The organism is Pararhodospirillum photometricum DSM 122 (assembly GCF_000284415.1).
In the GTDB taxonomy this organism is placed as follows: domain Bacteria; phylum Pseudomonadota; class Alphaproteobacteria; order Rhodospirillales; family Rhodospirillaceae; genus Pararhodospirillum; species Pararhodospirillum photometricum.
Window position 1 is genome coordinate 2,850,407 of the sequence record NC_017059.1, and the last position, 18,473, is coordinate 2,868,879.

Consider the following 18,473-nt stretch of genomic DNA (forward strand, 5'->3'; position numbering starts at 1 on the left):
TACCGATCAGGTGGCGTTGATTGAGCGCTTGGCGGCGCGAGTGGAAGAATTAGAGGCTCTGCTTGGCAAGTCCAGAAAGACCTCGTTGGACTCCCACCTTCCTTCCTCAAAGGACAGGAGGGGACTTCAGGAACGTGACAAAAATCCCCCGGAACAGTCAGGAAAAATCCGATCGTCCCATCTTGTTATCACCCGAGCTCTAACGGAACCCCCCGATAAAACAAAGCACCGTATTGCTGATGGCGAGAGACATCATGTCTACCGTCACCATTATGACGACATCGACCTCCCCTCCTTCTGGCCCGTGGTAACACGGGTTGAGCGGTTTGGGGGGCGGTGCCGGCCCCGTCACAAAGCTGAGCATCACCTAGACGTGCTTCTCGGTATTCCAATCGCCGATCGCCGTCGGGTAGACCGCTTCAGCGGCAGATAAGGGCCTAGCGTGGAAAATTCTTCGTCTTCCTACCGGATCGCCGGGTGCCGTCGACAAACAACATTTACGACCGCGAAACCCGGCCCTCAGTGGTGTTTCGTAAGGTGACCAATAACTTCCGCTGTGCCTAAGGATCCAAAAAATCCACGCTGGATACCGATCCGTCATTGGAATCGCTCGCCTCTCTGGGGAGCTCCGATTGCGACCTATGCGACATCGTCAGCGGAAAATTTGCATTCCCCTGATAGGCAAACAGTCAACTCCGTAAGAATTTACTTTTTCAGAGGATTGTATCTTTTATGACTTTGAAAAAAAATGTTCTCGTTACCGGTGGAGCTGGTTATATTGGAAGCCACACATGTATTGAACTCCTTAATTCTGGATATGGTGTAGTTGTATTTGATAATTTTTCGAATAGTTACCCTGAAACTATACGTCGTATAGAAAAAATTACAGGAAAATCTGTTATTTTGTTTCGTGGCGATATTAGAGATCAAAAATCTCTGGAATATAGCCTGGAGCGATTTGGGTGTTCGATCGTTTTGCATTTTGCAGGATTGAAGGCAGTTTCTGATTCTATTTTGCGTCCTTTAGAATACTACGATATTAACGTGATGGGAACGCTGACACTTTTGCGCGCTATGCAAGCCAAAGGAGTAGAAGCCCTTGTTTTCAGTTCCTCTGCCACGGTCTACGGGGAACCATGTACGCTACCTCTGACCGAAGACCATTCTTTGACAGCGATCAATCCTTATGGCCGAACTAAGCTGATTATTGAGGATATGCTTAGAGATTTTCAAGCATCTTCTCCGCTAATGCGCATTGCCATCCTACGTTATTTTAATCCTGTGGGGGCGCATGAAAGCGGTTTAATCGGCGAGAATCCTTTGGGGGTTCCAAACAATCTCATGCCTATTGTGGCCCAGGTCGCGGTTGGCCTGAGAGAAGTAGTTAATATTTGGGGAAGCGACTATCCTACACCAGATGGCACAGGAATCCGCGATTATATCCACGTAGTAGATCTAGCGCAGGGGCATCTCCGAGCTTTGGAGGTGCTCGAACGCTCGGAGGGGCTAACAGTCAATCTTGGCACAGGGGTCGGCTATAGCGTGCTTGAGGTGATAAAAGCCTTTTCTGTAGCTAGTGGTCGGGCGATTCCGTATGTCCTAGCCCCTCGGCGTCCCGGTGATGTGGCCGTCTGTTTTGCCGATCCTTCCCGAGCGACTACTCTTCTAAAATGGAAGGCTCAACGCGATCTGGCTGCCATGTGCGCTGATACGTGGCGCTTCCAGCAGGCCAATCCAAAGGGACTGAGCTGATACGACATCCATGTTCCCGTATTTGATTTGTGCAACGGTTTCCGTGAAAACCCAGGGCAAAACTTATCCTCCTAGCAGGTTGTTGAAGAAGTCATTCACGGCGAGCTTTCAGAACGACCTCATCGTCATTGTCGAAGAAAAACTCAATTCCGAGTATGCCGTCGTTGTCGAGTTCGGCCGATTCTGATCCGGTCACCTCGTCGCCTTGGTTGCAGCCAGAGCATCTGAAGAAGACGATGCTTCAGGCATATTCGAGGTCCATGCCCGCTTAGACGCAGCCAAAGGCGAATTCACCGTGGCCGTCCGCCTCAAAGAGGATGGTGGTGAGGGCAAGGAGGTTGAGATAGTCGTCGTCCCAGATGGACACCTCGAAGAACCGAGTATTGAGGCGGTTTGGACAACAAAAAGGTGGACACCTCCGGAAACTGGCGTCTGGGTCTGGTTCGTGATTCCATAGGCGATCGGCTATTGGGGGGCGGCAATGGCGGTTCAGATTGGGTTCTGGGATGTCGAGCGTCGTCTGGCGGAACTTTCGGCGGAGAGCGATCCGCTGGAGACGCTGTCGAAGACGGTGGATTTCGAACTGTTCCGGCCGGTTCTGGAGCGTGCGGTCCGGCGACGGAGTGCGCCCTCGAAGGGCGGTCGGCCCGGCTTCGACGCGGTTTTGAAATTCAACATGCTGGTGTTGCAGTCGCTGCACGGTCTGGCGCTGGGTCGGACGACGTACCTGGTGCGCGACCGGCTGAGTTGGATGCGGTTCTGCGGCCTGGGGCCGGGCGATGCTGTGCCGGATGCCAACACTCTTTGGGATTTCCGCGAAGCGCTGATCACGGCCGGTGCGTTTGACGATCTGTTCCAGCGGCTCGACCGGGCGATCAGCGAGGCGGGCTATCTGCCGATGTCGGGGCAGATCGTCGACGCGACGCTGGTGTCGGCGCCGCGCCAACGCAATACCGAGGCCGAGAAACAGGCGATCAAGGAGGGCAAGGTTCCCGAGGACTGGCGAGACAAGCCGGCCAAGCTGCGGCAGAAGGATTGCGATGCCCGCTGGACGGTGAAGTTTTCCAAGGGAAAGGTCAGAGAGGACGGCACACCTCAAGGCGATATCGCCATCCCTCATTTCGGTTACAAGAACCACGTCTCGATCGACCGCAAGCACGGGATCATCCGCCGCGCGCTCGTCACCGATGCGGCCGCAGCCGATGGCGCCCGACTGCGCGAGGGGCTGATCGATCCGGCCAATACCGCCTCCGACGTGTGGGCCGACAGCGCTTACCGCTCCGAGGCCAACGAGGCGTTCCTTGCCGAAGCCGGCAAGGTCAGCCGCATCCACCGCAAGAAGCCCAAGGGCAAACCGATGCCTCGGGCGACCGCCAGGGCCAACACGGTGAAATCCAGGATCCGTTCCCGGGTCGAGCATGTCTTCGCCGAGATGAAGGGTCGGATGGGGCTGGTCATCCGCACCATCGGCCTCGCCCGCGCCAGGGCAGCGATCACGCTCGCCAATATGGCCTACAACATGAAGCGCTGGTCCTGGCTCGACCGTCAGGCCGAACTCGCCTGATCGGCGCCCGACCGGGCGCCCTCCCAGGGGGGATGCCGCCGATCTTGGAGGATCGTCACCCGCTTCATACCACCCGACCCGGAAAATCAGTGATCGCCGCGCCGATCACACCCCGATCGAGCGGCCAGCGACATGCGGTGCCGTTCAAGGCCGGTTTCCGGAGGTGTCCACCTTATCAACCGGCCCAAGGATCAAACCGATAACCGAGGAAATCATGGCCCTTTACGGGCTTTTGGAAAAGAGCGCCGATACCGATCTGCTGCGCGAGATGATCGGCTTTGCCGCCGAGCGGCTGATGGAACTGGAAGTGGCGCGCCGGACATGGCGAGCGCACCCCCACCCACCGGCTGGTTTAGCGCAACGGGTACCGCGAGCGCGACTGGGAGACGCGGGCTGGAACGGTCGAACTGCGCATTCCCAAACTGCGCAAAGGCAGCTACTTCCCCGGCTTCCTGGAGCCGCGCCGCATGGCCGAAAAGGCGCTGACAGCCCGTCATCCAGGAAGCCTATGTGCAGGGCCTCTCGACCCGCTCGGTCGATGATCTAGTCAAGGCCATGGGCATGAGCGGCATCTCAAAGAGCCAAGTGTCTCGCCTGTGCGCCGAATCGACGGCAAAATCAACACGTTCCTAGAACGCCGGCTGGAAGGCGACTAGCCCTATGTCTGGCTCGACGCCACCTATGTGAAGGTCCGCCAGGACGGTCACATCGTCAGTGTGGCCGTTGACCATCGCGGTCGGAAAATACCCAGGGCCGGCGCGAAGGGGCCTGCGCGGGGTCAAATTGGTGGTTTCCGACGCCCACGAGGGCCTGAAGGCGGCGATCGCCAAGGTGCTGAACGCCACTTGGCAACGCTGCCGCGTCCACTTCATGCGAAATGTCCTGGCCCATGCCGGCAAACAGGGCCGCCGCGTCGTCTCGGCTTTCATCGGTACCGCTTTCGCCCAGGAAACCAACACCGCTGCCCATGCCCAATGGCGCCAGTGCTGATCAACTTCGCCCCAGGGCGCGTAAACTGACCGACCTCATGGATGACGCGGAAATGGATGTCTTGGCTTACATGGACTTCCCGCAAGCCCATCGCGCCAAGCTGCACTCGACGAATCCGATCGAACGTCTCAACGGTGAAATCAAGCGCCGGACCGACGTCGTCGGCATTTTCCCCAACGAGGACGCCGTCGTTCGTCTGATCGGCGCCATTCTCCTCGAACAGAACGACGAATGGGCCGTCCAGCGCATGACACTGGAATCCGTCGCCTCCTTAGGCGATGATCCCCTCTCAAGCCTGCCGCTCGTCGCGGCGGGCTGATCACTCCGGCCAAACCTCCCGGAGAGCAAACGGCGACCACTCTATTACACCACCTCAATGGGACACGATCTTGGCTTCGGTCAGCGTCTCGCGGAACAGCCAGATTGTCTTAGCGTCCGGCGCCTTGTCCGCAAGCCCGAGTCCCAGAAACCGTTTGAACGTCAGGCGGTCGTTGATCATGAGCTCCGGGACCAAACAACTAGATGATTTTTACATTTCTTTGAGATAAGGCCTCCAAACGTCCGTGGTTAAGGGTGTGAGTAGAGTCCAATCTCTTCGCTCCGTTCTCCCATTGTCCCCTCAGAAAAATCCGGATCCACCTCTCATCAAAAGCCCGGATCCACTTGGAATTTGGACTCTACTCACACCCCCTCCAACCTAGCAGGCTGTTGAAGAACCCACTCGCGGCGAGCTTTCAGGACGACCTTATCGCCATTGTCGAAGGAAAGCTCAATTTCGAGTGTGCTGTCGTCGTCGAGTTGCGCCGATTCTGATCCGTCACCTCGTCGCCTTCGTCGCAGCCAGAGCATCTGAAGAAGGCGATGGTTCGGGCATATTCGAAGTCCATGCCCGCCTTGATGGAGGCCAAGGCAAATTCACAGTGTCAATTTTCCACAAAGAGGATTGTGGCCGGGCTGACGAGGTCCAGATAGTCATCGTCCCAGATATTGCTCTCGACGATCCGCCAGCGACCGAGGATTTGGCAATCGGTGGGGCCATTCATGGCAACACCGTCAGCAGCTTGGTCTTTTGCATTGCGGCCACCGTCTTGATCCAGCCGAAAGCGTCTTCGATTCGCTTACGGATGCGGATGAACGCCGGGGTGCCAGATGGTGCACCGGTCGGCTAACGGCTCGATCATGTCCAACGCCGCCAGTTGCTCGGTAGACGCGGGTCAGCCTTGTGTCGACGATCAGACCCGAGCGGTTCTCCATCAGCCCGTGGCCGATCAAACACAGCGTGGCCTCCATGCTCGGCCCTTTTGCGGGTAGAGCATGGCGTCGGGATCGGTGGTGCTCTCGTGGGTGTCGTTGGAGCGCTTCTCGCCTCGCGGAAATCAACCCAGGAGGCATTGAGACCACCGCCACCATCGCCACATCCTTACCGGTGGCTTTAGGCCCGAAGCTCTTCATTGAGGCCCATGCCTCGATCAATGCCGTCAACGCTGATGCGCGCTCGACAGCGGCCGCTTTACCCGGAGCTGGGCTAGCCCGACGGCGACGATCATCGATAGCCAGAGCGTCAAGGGCGCGGAAAAAGGAGGGCGCGAGTCGATCCATCAGGCTACGACGCGGGCAAGAAGGTCAAAGGCAAGAAGCGATATGTCGTCGTCGATACGCTCGGCATGATCCTGGCTGCTGACATCCAGCCCGCCAATCTCCAGGACCGCGACGGTGCCTTGCCGGTGTTGAAAGAGGTCCGCCGCCTGTTCCTGTTCAGCCGATGGCGGTTACTAGATGTTTAGTCCCGGGAATTGGTGGTACGGATCGCGGTTGAAGCGGTCTGGTTCGGTTGACGTAACTGCTCACGGGGCTGGTCGGAGACTGTTGCGGTCGGGGTCGAAATGTGCGTCACTCCAGGGATGGGAGAGAGCCCCCGTTATCGCCTGAGTGATGCCGAGAAGGACGCCCTGATTACCGATCAGGCGGCGTTGATTGAGCGCTTGGCGGCGCGGGTGGAGGAGTTGGAGGCACTGGTCGGCAAGCCTAGGAAGACCTCGTCGAACTCCCACCTTCCTCCCTCGAAGGACAGTCCGGGGCGTAAGGGGGGTGACAAAAAGCCCCCGAAAAAGTCAGGCAAAACCCGGTCCTCCCGCCCCGGTGTCGCCCGACCGCTCACGGAAACCCCGTGATAAAACGGAGCGCCGTATAGTTGAGGTGTGCCCGCATTGCGCAGAGGCCGTAGGCGAGAGGCATCAGGTCTGCCGTCACCGCTATGACCACATCGACCTCCCCTCGATCCGGCCGGTGGTGACACGCGTTGAGCTGTTTGGGGGACGGTGCCCGGCTTGTCGCCGACGGTTTCGGGCACAGGCGCCGGCCGATCATCCCGTTGGGACCCCCTTTGGGCCAGGGATCCAGGCCTTGCTGACGTATTTGCACCACAGTCACCACGTCAGCTTCGAGCGCCTCGCCCGGATGCTGAAGGAGCTGTTTGGGCTGAAAATCTCGGAAGGGGCGATCGCCAACGCCTTCCGCCGTCTCGAAACCAGCCTGACGGCGGCCTGCGCGGCCATCAAGACGAGAATCATGCAGGCGGATGTCATCGCCTCGGACGAAACCACGGCGCGGGTCGAGGGCAAAACCCACTGGCAGTGGGTGTTCGTGACCGATACGGCCGTTCTGCACGACATCAAGCCCAGTCGGGCGCGCACCGTCGTGACATCGGTTCTGGGCTTGCACCGGCCGGAGGTCTGGATCTCGGATCGCTACGCTGGGCAGCAGGACCTGGGCCAGGTTCACCAAGTCTGCCTCGCCCATGTTTTGCGGGATGTCCAATACGCCATCGATTGCGGGGATACGGTCTTCGCCCCCCGGATCCGGGATCTTTTGCGCTGGACCATCCGCATCGGCAAACGAAGGCCAAGGCTCAAGGACACCACCTTGGCGACCTACGCCGGCAGAGCCGAGCATCGGATGCATCGGCATCGGATCGTGTCCCGAGGAGTGGTGTAGGAGTGCTGCCAGGATAGCTCCGTAGGGCGGCGTAGCCGTCCGAAGGGGCTATCCTGGCAGGGGCGGTCATCGTGGATCTTCGGTAAAGTTTGGTCACCACAACAAAACCCTAACCGAAGGTGACCACGATGACCGACGAGATGATGGCACTGCGCACGATGCTGGAAAAGGGGGCCGATGCCGATGTTCTGCGGGACATGATCGGCTTTGCCGCGCACCGTCTGATGGAGTTGGAGGTGCAGGCCCGTACCGGGGCGGCTCTGGGGGAGCGCTCGCCGGACCGGCTGGCGCAGCGCAACGGGTACCGGGATCGCGATTGGGAAACCCGGGCCGGGACCGTGGAGTTGCGCATTCCCAAGTTACGCAAGGGAAGCTATTTCCCTGGGTTCCTGGAGCCCCGGCGTATGGCTGAGAAGGCTCTGACCGCCGTGATCCAGGAGGCCTACATCCAGGGTATTTCCACCCGTTCGGTCGATGATCTGGTGCAGGCCATGGGGATGTCGGGGGTGTCCAAAAGCCAAGTCAGCCGCCTGTGCGCCGATATCGACGACCGCGTGAAGGCTTTCCTGACCTCGACCCCTCGAGGGAGAGTGGCCGTATCTCTGGATCGACGCCACATACGTGAAAGTCCGCCAGGACGATCGAACCATCTCTGTTGCCGTGACCATCGCCATTGCCGTCAATGCCGATGGGCGGCGCGAAGTCTTGGGCATGGATATCGGCCGGTCGGAAGCGGAACCCTTCTGGACAGATTTCCTGCGCAAACTGAACCGAAGGGGCCTGAAAGGCGTCAAATTGGTCATTTCAGACGCCCATGAAGGCATCAAATCCGCCGTTTCCAAGGTATTTTGTGCCACTTGGCAGCGCTGTCGCGTCCATTTCATGCGGACTATTCTTGCTTATGCTGGCAAAAACGCTCGGCGCGTCGTGGCCGCCTTTATCGGAACGGCTTTCGCCCAAAACGATGTCGCTTCGGCCCGGGCGCAGTGGCGTCAGGTGGCAGACCAACTGCGCCCCAAGGTCCCCAAGCTTGCCGCCTTGCTTGACGAGGCCGAAAGCGATGTCTTGGCGTACATGACCTTCCCCAAGGAGCATCGGGCCAAAATCCACAGCACCAATCCCATCGAACGCCTCAACGGGGAGATCAAGCGCCGCACGGACGTCGTGGGGATCTTTCCCAACGAAGCCGCCATCACTCGCCTGATCGGGGCCATCTTGATGGAGCAAAATGACGAATGGGCCGTCCAGCGTGCCCGCTATATGACGCTGGAATCCGTCGCCCCCTCGGGCGATGATCCCCTCTCATGCTTGCCGTCCGTCACGGCTGCCTGATCACTCCGGCCAAACCTCCCGGAAAGAAAACGGCGACCACCCTATTACACCACGCAATGGGACACGACCTTGCCTTAACCGTGGCGATGGACTTTATATAATTTCGGAAAATTCATAGAAAGACTTCTCGGATCAGAAGGTTTGCCAAGGGAGTGGTGAGCCATCTTTCCCCACGCAAGATCGTGATGCATAGCCAATCCATTTCAAAATGCTTTTGAGATTTTGAATCACATTCAGCATCCAACGTGATCTCGAGTGTCAAAAATCTCTAGAAAAATATTATTTGGCATCAATTTTACCAGAATCTTCCTTGAATATGAATTCGTTAGCAAATTTATTTATCACACCATTAAACCAACTATGGGTTTCTATTCTAAAATAGTTAGGGTCTTTTATTAGGTTGGCATTCATCATCATGAACACATGATCAGATAGAAGCTTAAGACTATCAACGCGAATTTTGTCGCGCTCATTAATTGGACGAGACGCCCCTTCTACCTCTCGCCACCCACATTTTAAAAAATGCTCATATCCAGATGCGATATCTCCTTCAGCTACCGCTTTGTATACATCTGGGTTAGCCTTTAGATACTGACCTTCATCAAACTCTCTTAATCCGATAGTAGACCAAACAGGACAAGGTAAACGACCTTCTTTTGCCCCAAAACTGATCCAATGCTCATATCCTGACTGCACGGACCCATTTTTTACAGCATTAGCTACATCTGGATTCGTGATCAGATAAAACTCTTCATCGAACTGCATKGTGTTTTTTCACTGCTTTCCATGAAGGGACTCCTGATATCAGTTCGATTCAATATCGTACACAGCAGAGTAGTAGATTTTTCTTTCTCCTGGCCCCTTATAATGCTTACTAGTTTGCACAAATTCGATAAATTGAACAAAATCAGTCGCATTTTCCACATAGAGCCTCATAGTATAAATATTTCCCTTATCCATACTTAGAGGCGTGGGAAAGGTAACCAACATAGGAACCATGCCTGTTATCGAACGTAAATCTCGGTGAATAACAGCTAACTCATTTCCTTGACTATCATAGACAGCGCCACAGAAATGGCCATTTGTATTGGGGTGAATTCTCAAGCAAAACACAATTCCAAGACCACTTGTTTTGTTTGGGTGTGCGGCGTCGGAAATGATTTTGTTTTTAAAAACAAAGGCTTATCTGATGTGTAAACCATTTACAGATAGCGATGCGGGAGTTTCCAGAATGACTTTGGAACCGGAAACGGTCGGTTCTCGCCTGCGCTCGGTGCGAGGCGATATGAGCCAAGATGACTTTGCTACCTTATTGGGTGTCCACAAGCAGACGATCGGCAAGTATGAGCGTGGTATCGTCGTGCCTGGAGGCGACGTTTTGGCGCGCTTGCGCGCCGTGCTGGGGATAGATGTCAACTGGCTCCTGACGGGGAGGGCAGTAAAGGATGCGTACGAGCCGACTCTCGAGGTAGGCGCCGTAACTCGCGCGGCGCCGTCTCAGCTCCTGGATGAGGATCTGTTTTCCCAAGTTATCGACGGTATTTCAAAGGTTTATAAAGATGCCGGTGCTCGCATCGCCCCTGTGGATTTGGGGCGACTTGCCGCTCGCGTCGCCAACGATGTGATGACAACGGCGTCGGGGCCAGAGGAGTGGCCGATAGCCCTCAAGCTGGCCCTGAGGGCCCTTGAGCGCGACCTGCGCACGATTCCGGCCGTAGACACTAATAGCTCAACCAAACGTTCGGCTTAAGGCTGGTTGCGCTATCTATCGCAAATGGTATAGTTAATATTTTTATTAGAAGTTACCATGGAACTGCAACACTTCTTTAAGTCGCGAATGCGGAGGCGCCCCATGAAATCGTCGTTTGTTTTGGTAGTGCTCTTAACTCTATCTGCCTGCACACATTTGAATCGGGCTCCAGTCCAGCCTTTGGCTGAGACTAATATAGCGCAGCAGAAGGATGAAGTTGCAGAGTCATCAATTGATCTTGTAAGGACTATGTCGTCATATGTTGGTACATACCTTAAAAACAATAGCGATAAAAAATAATATCTGACGCTATTGATAGAGTTAGAAGAGACATGAAAGATCCTGAAAGTGTAAAATTCAAAGATGTTAGCATCGTTGGATTTGAAGATGGCAAGGTTGTGTGTGGAAATATAATGCAAATTCGTACGGAGCATACGTAGGCTATAATAAATTTGTATCAGATGGTGTTATTGTATCGTTTTACGAGAATAAATGGGTATTCAACGACTTTCCCGTCTACGAATTCAAGCCGCCGAATTTCCTTGCGTTCCATAGTCTCTGGATCGAGAGCAAACGCCCGCGTGACATCTGCGTGAAACTCGGTGGAAATCAAGACACCCACTTCAAGTCTTGGGGGAGTCGGCCCAACAGAAAACACACACCGCAGTTCAGGTGCACACAGGCGCTCGGTGATATCAACGCCATCACCCCGGATTACCCGGACACGCGAACCTTCGCTAACCACCTTAACGCCCATCATCTCTTCCAGCGCCGCAGAGTTTTTGCGCATAATTTCCCTCATTTCCTCGGTAATTTCCAGCGCCGAGCCATGGTTGGAGATGCCTATCTCCGCTGACCCCTGTTCCGCCTGATCGCTCATCACACCCACCCTCTTCCCAAGCCCCGCCCAGCGCGGGGCTTTTTGTTTATAGCATGGGGTGGGGTGAAAAAATGGGAAAAATCCCAGAATGTGGTTGACGAGATAGTGGGATTAATCCCATTATTTCTCCAGAGCCCACGAGCCGGAGGACCCAAGCGATGACCACCCCGCCCTTCAAGCCGCTACTCGCCGGCCCCTGCGAAAACCCTGCTTCCTTGCGTTTTCCGGTCTTCGCGTCCCCCAAGCTCGACGGCATCCGGTGCATTATCCTTCGCGGCCAGGGCGCGGTGACGCGGTCCTTGAAGCCGATCCCCAACGTCCATGTGCGCACCTTGCTGGATCACCCGGATCTCGTGGGGTTGGACGGGGAATTGATCGTCGGCGATGCGGCGGCCCCCGATGCCTTCACGCGCTCCACATCCGGGATCATGAGCAAGGCTGGCGAACCCGCTTTCACCTTCCATGTCTTCGATGACGTCTCCGATCCCACCCAGCCCTTTTCCGAGCGGATGGCCCGGCTCCGGTCCCGCGCTCTGCCCGAGTTCGTTCGGGTGGTCGAGCAGCGCCTCGTCGCCAACGTCGAGGACCTTGGTGCGGTTGAAGCCGAGTTCCTTGCCGCTGGCTTCGAAGGCACCATGATCCGCGCCCCGCAAGGGGCCTACAAGTTCGGACGCAGCACCGAACGCGAAGCCATCTTGTTGAAGCGCAAGCCGTTCGAGGACATGGAGGCCGAGGTCGTCGGCTTTGAAGAGCTGCATCGCAACGGCAACGAAGCCACCACGAACGCGCTTGGCTATGTCGAGCGCAACACGCGCGCCGATGGCCTGAAACCGGCCGGCACCTTGGGCGCCTTCGTGTGTCGCGCCCCCGGCTTCTCGGCCCTGTTTACCGTCGGCGTTGGGCTGACCGACGCGGTGCGCTCCGCCATCTGGGCCGACCAGGGCGCCTACCTGGGCCAAACGATCAAACTGAAATTCCAGCGCCACGGATCGGCCGACGCGCCGCGCCTCCCCGTGTTCCTGGGCTTTCGCCATGCCGACGATGCCCGCGTTGCGGCATGAGCGACAACGAAACGGAGGACGAGGAATGGCCTACCCCCACCAAGACGAACAGCCCACCGCCCTTACCCGGCTGCGCGCGGCTGCCGAGACCGCTTATCTCATGCGCGGACACCAGAGCGACCGCCTGTCCGCCATCGAGGCCCGCTTGTCCCGCCTCGAAGCCCTGATGGGCGTCTCCCTTCTCCAGGACATGGGCGCCCTTGGCCACCCCGCCGATCTTCCCCACGGCGGGCCGGATCCGGAGGCGGCATGACGCGCTACCACAGCATCCCGCCGCGAGCTAAGGGGGTTCGTCTGGCACCAGGGATGACAGAGAGAGAAGCCGCAGAAGCGGCACACAAGCCCAGCCCCGGGGGCAGTTTTCCGGGGCGCTTATCGGGGCGTAGCTCAGTCAGGTAGAGCGCTGGCTTTGGGAGCAAGAAGTCGGAGGTTCAAATCCTCTTGCCCCGACCAATAGAGATCCTCGCCGGGGGATGATACGCGATCTGCGGATGCGCACCCGCAGTGGCGGAATCCGGGGGAGACACAGTGCCCTGACTGGTGTGACGGCCTGGAGAGACAGGCATCTGTGGGGGTGTAGCTCAATGGTAGAGCTGGCGGCTCATAACCGTCTGGTCGCAGGTTCGATCCCTGCCGCCCCTACCACGGACCCAGCCGGCGGGGCCTTGCTGACAAAGCGAGGGTAGCCGGACGGCCCTAGCGGTGAGTGGGCCAGCCAGGAAAAACCGCCGCAACGCAGGAGCCGCGCCCCCTTTCTCGCGGTGGGACTGCGTCGCCACCCGAGAGCGAAATCTCGGGAGCTTTTGGGGCCCAAGCTCACGGAGAGTGCCGGTCGCGCACCGGAGGAGCGGTTCGATTCCGCGGGACCCAACCACCAAGTAGCGCCGCCCGACCGTGCCCGGGCGATGAATGCGGGCCAGCGTTGCGCAGCGCTCCCGCCCTGGCCCGAGGAAAGGGCAGACCGGGCGCCCGGCATGCGGGGCGATCGGACGGGAGGTGGAAATCCTCCCACCAGTTTGGGGCCTTAGCTCAGTCGGGAGAGCGTGCGCTTTGCAAGTGCGAGGTCGCGGGTTCGAGGCCCGCAGGCTCCACCAGCAAGAAAGGAGGCCTCGGTGAGGCTGCAAGATGTAGAGCTGTGGCTGCTTGTGCAAATAAAAATACTGGCCTCATGCGGAGTCCCCTCGGACGACATTAGGGCCATACTAAAGCAGCTTGCGGAATCTGAGTGTTGGTCTGTTGGTGAACAAGAGCGCCGGCCTAGCTCAGGCGGTAGAGCACCGGATTTGTAACCCGGGAGTCGTCGGTTCGAGCCCGACGGCCGGCACCAACAAAGAGGGAAGTTATGGAAAGCGAATGCTTTGGTTTTGGCGAGGCTATTGAGATGCTCAATTGTGGTGAGCGCGTCGCTCGCGCCGGGTGGAATGGAAAGGGGATGTTCCTTTTCATGGTCGAGGTGTGGGGGTATGGCGGAGACATGGCGCTCCCATGCCTCCCATTCATCGCCATGAAAACAGCAGACAACAAGGTGGTCCCGTGGCTTGCGTCGCAGACTGACGTTCTGGCCAAGGACTGGGTGTTGACCTCCTGACGAGTAAAGCGCCCCTAGCTCAGGGGGTAGAGCGGCCGACTTTTAATCGGCGGGTCGGGGGTTCGAATCCCCCGGGGCGCACCAAACACCGCCCGGAGGCGGATCCTCCGGGCACCTCCCCAAGCCGCTCACGGGCGGTTTCGGTGGGTGCGGCAGGAAGTCCCTGCCGAAAGCTGGTCGAGGCAATAACCACTGGTCGCCAAGGTGCAGTCCTGGCGAAAAAAGCCGTCAACCCGGCGCCTCGCGGACAACCGCTGGATCCAAGCGGAAAAAACCAGTGCCGGAGTAGCGCCCGGCCCGCACCCAACAAAAACAACCGGAGCAGGAGGATCACGTGTTCACCGTTCACGTTCCGTTCTACCTGTCAAGCGTCCCCCTTCGCTACGACAGGGACAAGACCCTCAATTCCATTCCGCCCGGCGTGCACCTCGTCCTGCCGGTCGAGGTCGAGGGGGTGGTTGCCCTCCACGTGTGGCCGACCGGCCGCCAGCCCGGCGGTGCCGTGAAATGGGATTGGGACGTGGTGGATGTGACTATCCACGCCTCCCAGGCCGGGGAGGTCGAGACCGTCGCCGTCCCGTATGGCGGCCTCGGCGAGTTCGGGGTTGCTGTGTTTGACGCCGTGAGCCGGGAAGCCGGCATGCGTCGGGCGGGTAAGACGTGGGTCATCGAGAAGTCGGCGCCAACGCCCCTCATGGAGGCCATCGTCGCAGCCGCCGAGCAATTGCGGTCGTCAACGGGAGGCCGACAATCTGGGGCGACGGCGCCATCGGCCTTGTTCAGGCGTCCGGCCTTCTGGCCGACCTGACAGAGACGTTCGAGGGTGAGGGTGACAACCTGACCGCCGTGTGCACGGCAACGCGCGTGGGCCGGGCAAGCCCCATCGTCGGAAGGTTCAGCGTTGCCGATGCCAAGCGCGCCCAGCTTTGGGACAAGGCCGGGCCGTGGAAGCAACACCCGCGCCGCATGTTGCAGATGCGCGCGCGCGGGTTCTGCCTGCGAGACGGCTTTGCCGACGTTCTCCGAGGGCTTCGCCTTCGCGAAGAGGTCGTGGATTACGGCGCGGCCGTCATTGACGTAACGCCCCGCTCGGCTGGGGGCGCCGCTGCCTTGCTTGCAGATGAGATAGCGGGCGCAGACTTCGATCCTGTGACGGGGGAGGTCGGCGCAACCGCTGGCCCCATCCCCATCCCCGTCCCCGACAACGCCAGCGGCCTCAAGGACTACCCCGCATGGCTGCGCCTACTGGCGGACGCCCTGAGCGCCGCGCCGACGATCGAGCACTTCAACGCCATCCAGGAGGCCAACTCCGCCGAGATGGCCGAGGCCGAGCGGGCGGCGCCGAAGGCTTATGCGGGGCTGATGACGGCTATTGATGAGATGGCTAGGCGGCTTTTTGACCCTGACCAGGAGGCGAGGTAATGATCGACATCTGCGACCGCATTTGCGACGCGCTTTACGCCGACGGCGCGACCGATGAGCTTGCCGCCGAGGCGGTGGACGAGATCCGGGCGTTGCGGGCCGTCAACGCCGACGTGCTGGCGGCACTGAAAGAAATTGCCACCTTCGAAGCCCATGTTCGCTCCAACTGGAGTTCGTTGCAGGACCTGGAGGAAATCAACAACGCACTATTCGAAGCGGTCATGGTTGCAGTGGCCGCGATCGCCAAGCTGGAGGGCGGGGAATGACGCCCCTCCAGAAAGAAACCCTCAAGTCCATTAAGGCCGGCAATGTTAGAAAAATCATCATCTTTCGGCAGTCTGGCCCAAAAGTAAAATTAGAGGGGGCAAGACTCAATATCATCAATAGCCTCATTAAAAAAGGGCTTGTTGAAATCCGCTTTGCGCCAGGGGGCCTAAGGGTGTTGGGTATTTACATGCTGACCGATGCCGGCCGCGAAGAGCTGTCAAGACTGGAGGAGTCGGCATGATCACTGAAAAAATCGCCCGCACCCTTGCCGCGCGCCACCTGCAAAGCGCCGACATAACGGGCGCCGACTTGCGGGATGATGTCTGGCGGCAAGAGCGGTTCATGGCGCCAGCAGAAAAGCTCGTGAATGACGTGATCGAAGCCGTCTTGCGTATCTTTAAGAGCGATGAGGGGGGTTTTCAATGGTGGGAGCGCCATTGCCGAGGGCGAAAAATGACTGACCGCCCCGCCAGGATCCAGCGCCTCCGCGCCAAGGGCTGGCGCATGCCGCCGGACACGGTCTACGTTGGGCGACCGACGATATGGGGGAACCATTTTGTGGTCGATCCCAGCCGAGCGGTTGATCACCCAGATTGGCGCCGTAACGTTGATTTCTGGAGCGTGTGGCCCGTCTCAGATGCCGCCACCGCCGTCCAGGCCTACCGCGAAATGGTGCTTGCTCAATGGTGGTTCCAAGAGCTCATTCCCGGGCTTCGCGGCAGAAATCTTGCCTGTTGGTGCCCACTGGACCAACCGTGTCATGCCGACGTTTTGCTGGAGATCGCTAATTCTCCGATCGGGGAGGGATAGAAATGGCCACCAGCGTCGTCATCCAGGCGTGGCCACGGGGACTGAGTGCTGAGCGGGCCGCCGCTTATGTTGGCCTTTCAGAGCAAACCCTCGCCGCCCTAGTGGCGAAGGGGGACGCTCCGAATCCTGTATGGTTGTCCCCAGGTCGTAAGGTATGGCTTCGGGAAGATCTGGATGCTTGGCTGGACCGGAAGGCCGGTCGCAGCCAGAATGATGAAGGTGCCGCCGCCTGGATGAAAGCGCTTTGAGATGTCACCCGTTGACCTGCCGTACCTAATTGTCTATCGGTCTGGAAACAAACGATACGCCTACTACCGACGCAGCGGGAAGCGAGTTCGTGTAACGGCGCCAGATGGCGCGGCGCTACTGCCGGGGGACGGCGGGTTCATCGACGCCTACCAGCGCATCCACGCCTCTTTCGAGGTGGCGCCGCACCCGGCGTTTGGGCGCGGATCACTGGCGCATCTGATCGAGGACTACAAAAAGTCACCAGAATTCAAAGAAAAATCAGAAAAAACAAGAAAAGATTATTCGACTTATCTTGAATTACTAAAAGTAAGTTACGGAAATCTTCCCGTTAAGACCATGCCACGCGATTTTATTTTTGCCCTGCGCGACAAGTATGCGAGTACACCCCGCAAAGCAAACTACATCATCCAAATGTTGCGGATCCTTTTTAACTACGCCCTGGACCGCCCCACCACATACGGCGTCACGGTGAACGTGGCGGCCCGACCGAAAGGCCTGAAGGAAGGGCCGGGTCACAAGCCATGGGAAGAAGCGCAGATCGACGCCTTCCGCGCAACGTGGCCCGCCGGGACCTGGGAGCGCGTGGCGTTTGAATTGTGCCTCAATACCGGCCAGCGCGGTGGCGATGTGCTGGCAATGGAGCGGGGCCAGGTGGTGGGGGGTGTGATCAAGGTCCACCAAAAAAAGACCGGCGCGATGGTGGAAGTGAAGATCAGTACCGCCCTTGGGGACGTTCTGGGCCCCTGGCTGGCCGGGCTTGAGGGCGACAGGATTTTGGGCTCAATGCTGGCGGATGGCTTCCGGCACCGCATGTCAAGAGCATTCAAGACGGCCGGTTTGAAGGGCGTCACCACGCATGGCTTGCGCTACACGGCCGCAACCCGCTTGCGCGAGGTGGGAATGGACTGGGAGGATATCGCCGCAATCACCGGGCATCAAACAGCCGAGATGACCCGGAAATACAGCGCCCAGAAGAAGAGGGCGAGCAAGGCTATTGACCGCCTTGACGAGTCCATGGCCAAGCCTAGAAAGACCCCAAGTGTCTAGCCGTCTGATCTGGAGTGTCTAGCCTGGAAATCATGGCCGGATCTCAGCGATTAACGCATTGATCCGGCTTAGATTTTGGTGAGCCCGGCGCGACTCGAACGCGCGACCCGCTGATTAAAAGTCAGCTGCTCTACCGGCTGAGCTACGGGCTCTCATGAAGGGATCTACCGGCGCGAGGCAGGCAGGTCCAGAAGGGAGCCGGGATATACGGCGGAACGACCGGACCTGTCAACCAGATTTTTGCGAGGGCCTTACTTTACGTCGGCCGCGACGCGCAGGTGGACGATCTTGTCGGGATCGGTGACGGCGCCATTGGCCCGGGGATCGCCTTTTTTGATGCGGTCCACGAGATCCATGCCCTGGGTGACCTGCCCCCAGATGGAGTACTGGCCATCCAGGTGGGTGGCCGGGGCCAGCATGATGAAGAACTGGCTGTTGGCGCTGTTGGGATTGGCGGTGCGGGCCATCGACAAGGCGCCGCGCACGTGGCGGGCCTTGGACGACGGGCTGAATTCGGCCGGGAGATCGGGCAGCTCGGAGCCGCCACGGCCGGTGCCGGTGGGATCGCCGCCTTGCACCATGAAGCCGTCGATCACTCGGTGGAACACGGTGCCATCATAGAAGCCCTGGCGGGCCAGGGTCTTGATGCGGTCCACGTGCTTGGGCGCCAGATCGGGGCGCATTTCAATCACCACACGGCCCGTTTCCAGGTCCATATAGAGTGTGTTTTCTGGATCGGCGGCCGTTGCGTCCGTCATTCCTATCCC

15 protein-coding genes, 6 tRNA genes and 7 pseudogenes are annotated in these 18,473 nt (G+C 58.5%); 22 read left to right on the forward strand and 6 right to left on the reverse strand.

The window, feature by feature from the left end:
- Window positions 1-352: 352 nt before the first annotated feature.
- The 4 genes and pseudogenes from RSPPHO_RS22050 to RSPPHO_RS12820 all read left to right on the forward strand — a co-directional run.
- Window positions 353-626: pseudogene (locus RSPPHO_RS22050) on the forward strand (IS66 family transposase); the annotation flags it as partial.
- A gap of 106 nt (window positions 627-732) precedes the next feature.
- Complete coding sequence (galE, locus tag RSPPHO_RS19245; RefSeq protein WP_081581769.1) at window positions 733-1,752, forward strand: UDP-glucose 4-epimerase GalE; 1,020 nt, start codon at window positions 733-735, stop codon at window positions 1,750-1,752.
- A 481-nt stretch (window positions 1,753-2,233) separates the two neighbouring features.
- Window positions 2,234-3,316, forward strand: a complete 1,083-nt coding sequence (locus RSPPHO_RS12815) for an IS5 family transposase (protein ID WP_014415650.1) — start codon at window positions 2,234-2,236, stop codon at window positions 3,314-3,316.
- A 199-nt stretch (window positions 3,317-3,515) separates the two neighbouring features.
- A pseudogene (locus RSPPHO_RS12820) lies at window positions 3,516-4,625 on the forward strand (transposase).
- Between the two features lie 63 nt (window positions 4,626-4,688).
- On the opposite strand, the pseudogene RSPPHO_RS12825 reads toward RSPPHO_RS12820, so the two are convergent.
- Both RSPPHO_RS12825 and RSPPHO_RS21190 read right to left on the reverse strand, forming a co-directional pair.
- Window positions 4,689-4,811 (reverse strand): annotated as a pseudogene (locus tag RSPPHO_RS12825) (transposase); the annotation flags it as partial.
- A gap of 534 nt (window positions 4,812-5,345) precedes the next feature.
- Window positions 5,346-5,835: pseudogene (locus RSPPHO_RS21190) on the reverse strand (transposase); the annotation flags it as partial.
- On the opposite strand from RSPPHO_RS21190, the pseudogene RSPPHO_RS19250 reads away from it, so the two are divergent.
- The 3 pseudogenes from RSPPHO_RS19250 to RSPPHO_RS12840 all read left to right on the forward strand — a co-directional run.
- A pseudogene (locus RSPPHO_RS19250) lies at window positions 5,831-6,063 on the forward strand (transposase); the annotation flags it as partial. The pseudogenes RSPPHO_RS21190 and RSPPHO_RS19250 overlap by 5 nt on opposite strands.
- Window positions 6,064-6,207: 144 nt before the next feature.
- Window positions 6,208-7,255 (forward strand): annotated as a pseudogene (tnpC, locus tag RSPPHO_RS12835) (IS66 family transposase); the annotation flags it as partial.
- 173 nt (window positions 7,256-7,428) lie between these two features.
- A pseudogene (locus RSPPHO_RS12840) lies at window positions 7,429-8,632 on the forward strand (IS256 family transposase).
- Window positions 8,633-8,911: 279 nt separating this feature from the next.
- Here the strand turns inward: RSPPHO_RS12840 and RSPPHO_RS20160 are convergent.
- Window positions 8,912-9,397 (reverse strand): hypothetical protein, encoded by a 486-nt coding sequence (locus RSPPHO_RS20160; RefSeq protein WP_157879235.1) that lies wholly within the window; start codon window positions 9,395-9,397, stop codon window positions 8,912-8,914.
- 391 nt (window positions 9,398-9,788) lie between these two features.
- Here RSPPHO_RS20160 and RSPPHO_RS18000 point away from each other — a divergent pair, with 391 nt between their 5' ends.
- The gene (locus RSPPHO_RS18000; RefSeq protein ID WP_081581770.1) at window positions 9,789-10,382 is read left to right on the forward strand and encodes a helix-turn-helix domain-containing protein; all 594 of its coding nucleotides are present in this window, start codon (window positions 9,789-9,791) and stop codon (window positions 10,380-10,382) included.
- 457 nt (window positions 10,383-10,839) lie between these two features.
- On the opposite strand, the gene RSPPHO_RS12850 is transcribed toward RSPPHO_RS18000, so the two are convergent.
- The gene (locus RSPPHO_RS12850; protein ID WP_041795487.1) at window positions 10,840-11,262 is read right to left on the reverse strand and encodes a hypothetical protein; all 423 of its coding nucleotides are present in this window, start codon (window positions 11,260-11,262) and stop codon (window positions 10,840-10,842) included.
- Window positions 11,263-11,420: 158 nt separating this feature from the next.
- On the opposite strand from RSPPHO_RS12850, the gene RSPPHO_RS12855 reads away from it, so the two are divergent.
- From RSPPHO_RS12855 to RSPPHO_RS18020, 14 genes are all read left to right on the forward strand, one after another.
- A complete protein-coding gene (locus RSPPHO_RS12855; RefSeq protein WP_014415654.1) occupies window positions 11,421-12,323 on the forward strand; it encodes an ATP-dependent DNA ligase in 903 nt (300 codons plus the stop codon).
- A gap of 25 nt (window positions 12,324-12,348) precedes the next feature.
- A complete protein-coding gene (locus tag RSPPHO_RS12860) occupies window positions 12,349-12,576 on the forward strand; it encodes a hypothetical protein (protein WP_041795489.1) in 228 nt (75 codons plus the stop codon).
- A 123-nt stretch (window positions 12,577-12,699) separates the two neighbouring features.
- A tRNA-Pro gene (locus RSPPHO_RS12865) sits at window positions 12,700-12,776 on the forward strand.
- 117 nt (window positions 12,777-12,893) lie between these two features.
- Window positions 12,894-12,968, forward strand: a tRNA-Ile gene (locus RSPPHO_RS12870).
- A gap of 373 nt (window positions 12,969-13,341) precedes the next feature.
- A tRNA-Ala gene (locus RSPPHO_RS12875) sits at window positions 13,342-13,417 on the forward strand.
- A gap of 157 nt (window positions 13,418-13,574) precedes the next feature.
- Window positions 13,575-13,650: transfer RNA gene (locus RSPPHO_RS12880), tRNA-Thr, on the forward strand.
- Between the two features lie 15 nt (window positions 13,651-13,665).
- Window positions 13,666-13,911 carry a DUF2829 domain-containing protein gene (locus tag RSPPHO_RS12885; RefSeq protein ID WP_041795491.1) on the forward strand — a complete coding sequence of 82 codons (246 nt, stop codon included), beginning with the start codon at window positions 13,666-13,668 and terminating at the stop codon, window positions 13,909-13,911.
- 8 nt (window positions 13,912-13,919) lie between these two features.
- A tRNA-Lys gene (locus tag RSPPHO_RS12890) sits at window positions 13,920-13,995 on the forward strand.
- A gap of 250 nt (window positions 13,996-14,245) precedes the next feature.
- Window positions 14,246-14,719, forward strand: a complete 474-nt coding sequence (locus tag RSPPHO_RS18005; RefSeq protein ID WP_014415656.1) for a hypothetical protein — start codon at window positions 14,246-14,248, stop codon at window positions 14,717-14,719.
- Window positions 14,720-14,757: 38 nt separating this feature from the next.
- Window positions 14,758-15,333 (forward strand): hypothetical protein, encoded by a 576-nt coding sequence (locus tag RSPPHO_RS18010; RefSeq protein ID WP_157879236.1) that lies wholly within the window; start codon window positions 14,758-14,760, stop codon window positions 15,331-15,333.
- Window positions 15,333-15,599, forward strand: a complete 267-nt coding sequence (locus RSPPHO_RS12900) for a hypothetical protein (protein WP_014415657.1) — start codon at window positions 15,333-15,335, stop codon at window positions 15,597-15,599. The genes RSPPHO_RS18010 and RSPPHO_RS12900 overlap by 1 nt, the downstream gene beginning before the upstream one ends.
- The gene (locus RSPPHO_RS12905) at window positions 15,596-15,841 is read left to right on the forward strand and encodes a hypothetical protein (protein WP_041795496.1); all 246 of its coding nucleotides are present in this window, start codon (window positions 15,596-15,598) and stop codon (window positions 15,839-15,841) included. Before RSPPHO_RS12900 ends, RSPPHO_RS12905 begins: the two co-directional genes overlap by 4 nt.
- The gene (locus tag RSPPHO_RS20565) at window positions 15,838-16,410 is read left to right on the forward strand and encodes a DUF4326 domain-containing protein (protein ID WP_051013874.1); all 573 of its coding nucleotides are present in this window, start codon (window positions 15,838-15,840) and stop codon (window positions 16,408-16,410) included. Before RSPPHO_RS12905 ends, RSPPHO_RS20565 begins: the two co-directional genes overlap by 4 nt.
- Before the next feature lie 249 nt (window positions 16,411-16,659).
- Window positions 16,660-17,706: a tyrosine-type recombinase/integrase gene (locus RSPPHO_RS18020; RefSeq protein ID WP_014415659.1), complete on the forward strand. Its 1,047-nt coding sequence runs from the start codon at window positions 16,660-16,662 to the stop codon at window positions 17,704-17,706.
- Between the two features lie 76 nt (window positions 17,707-17,782).
- Here the strand turns inward: RSPPHO_RS18020 and RSPPHO_RS12925 are convergent.
- A tRNA-Lys gene (locus tag RSPPHO_RS12925) sits at window positions 17,783-17,858 on the reverse strand.
- A 99-nt stretch (window positions 17,859-17,957) separates the two neighbouring features.
- A complete protein-coding gene (locus RSPPHO_RS12930) occupies window positions 17,958-18,389 on the reverse strand; it encodes a peptidylprolyl isomerase (protein ID WP_422610597.1) in 432 nt (143 codons plus the stop codon).
- Between the last annotated feature and the right edge of the window lie 84 nt (window positions 18,390-18,473).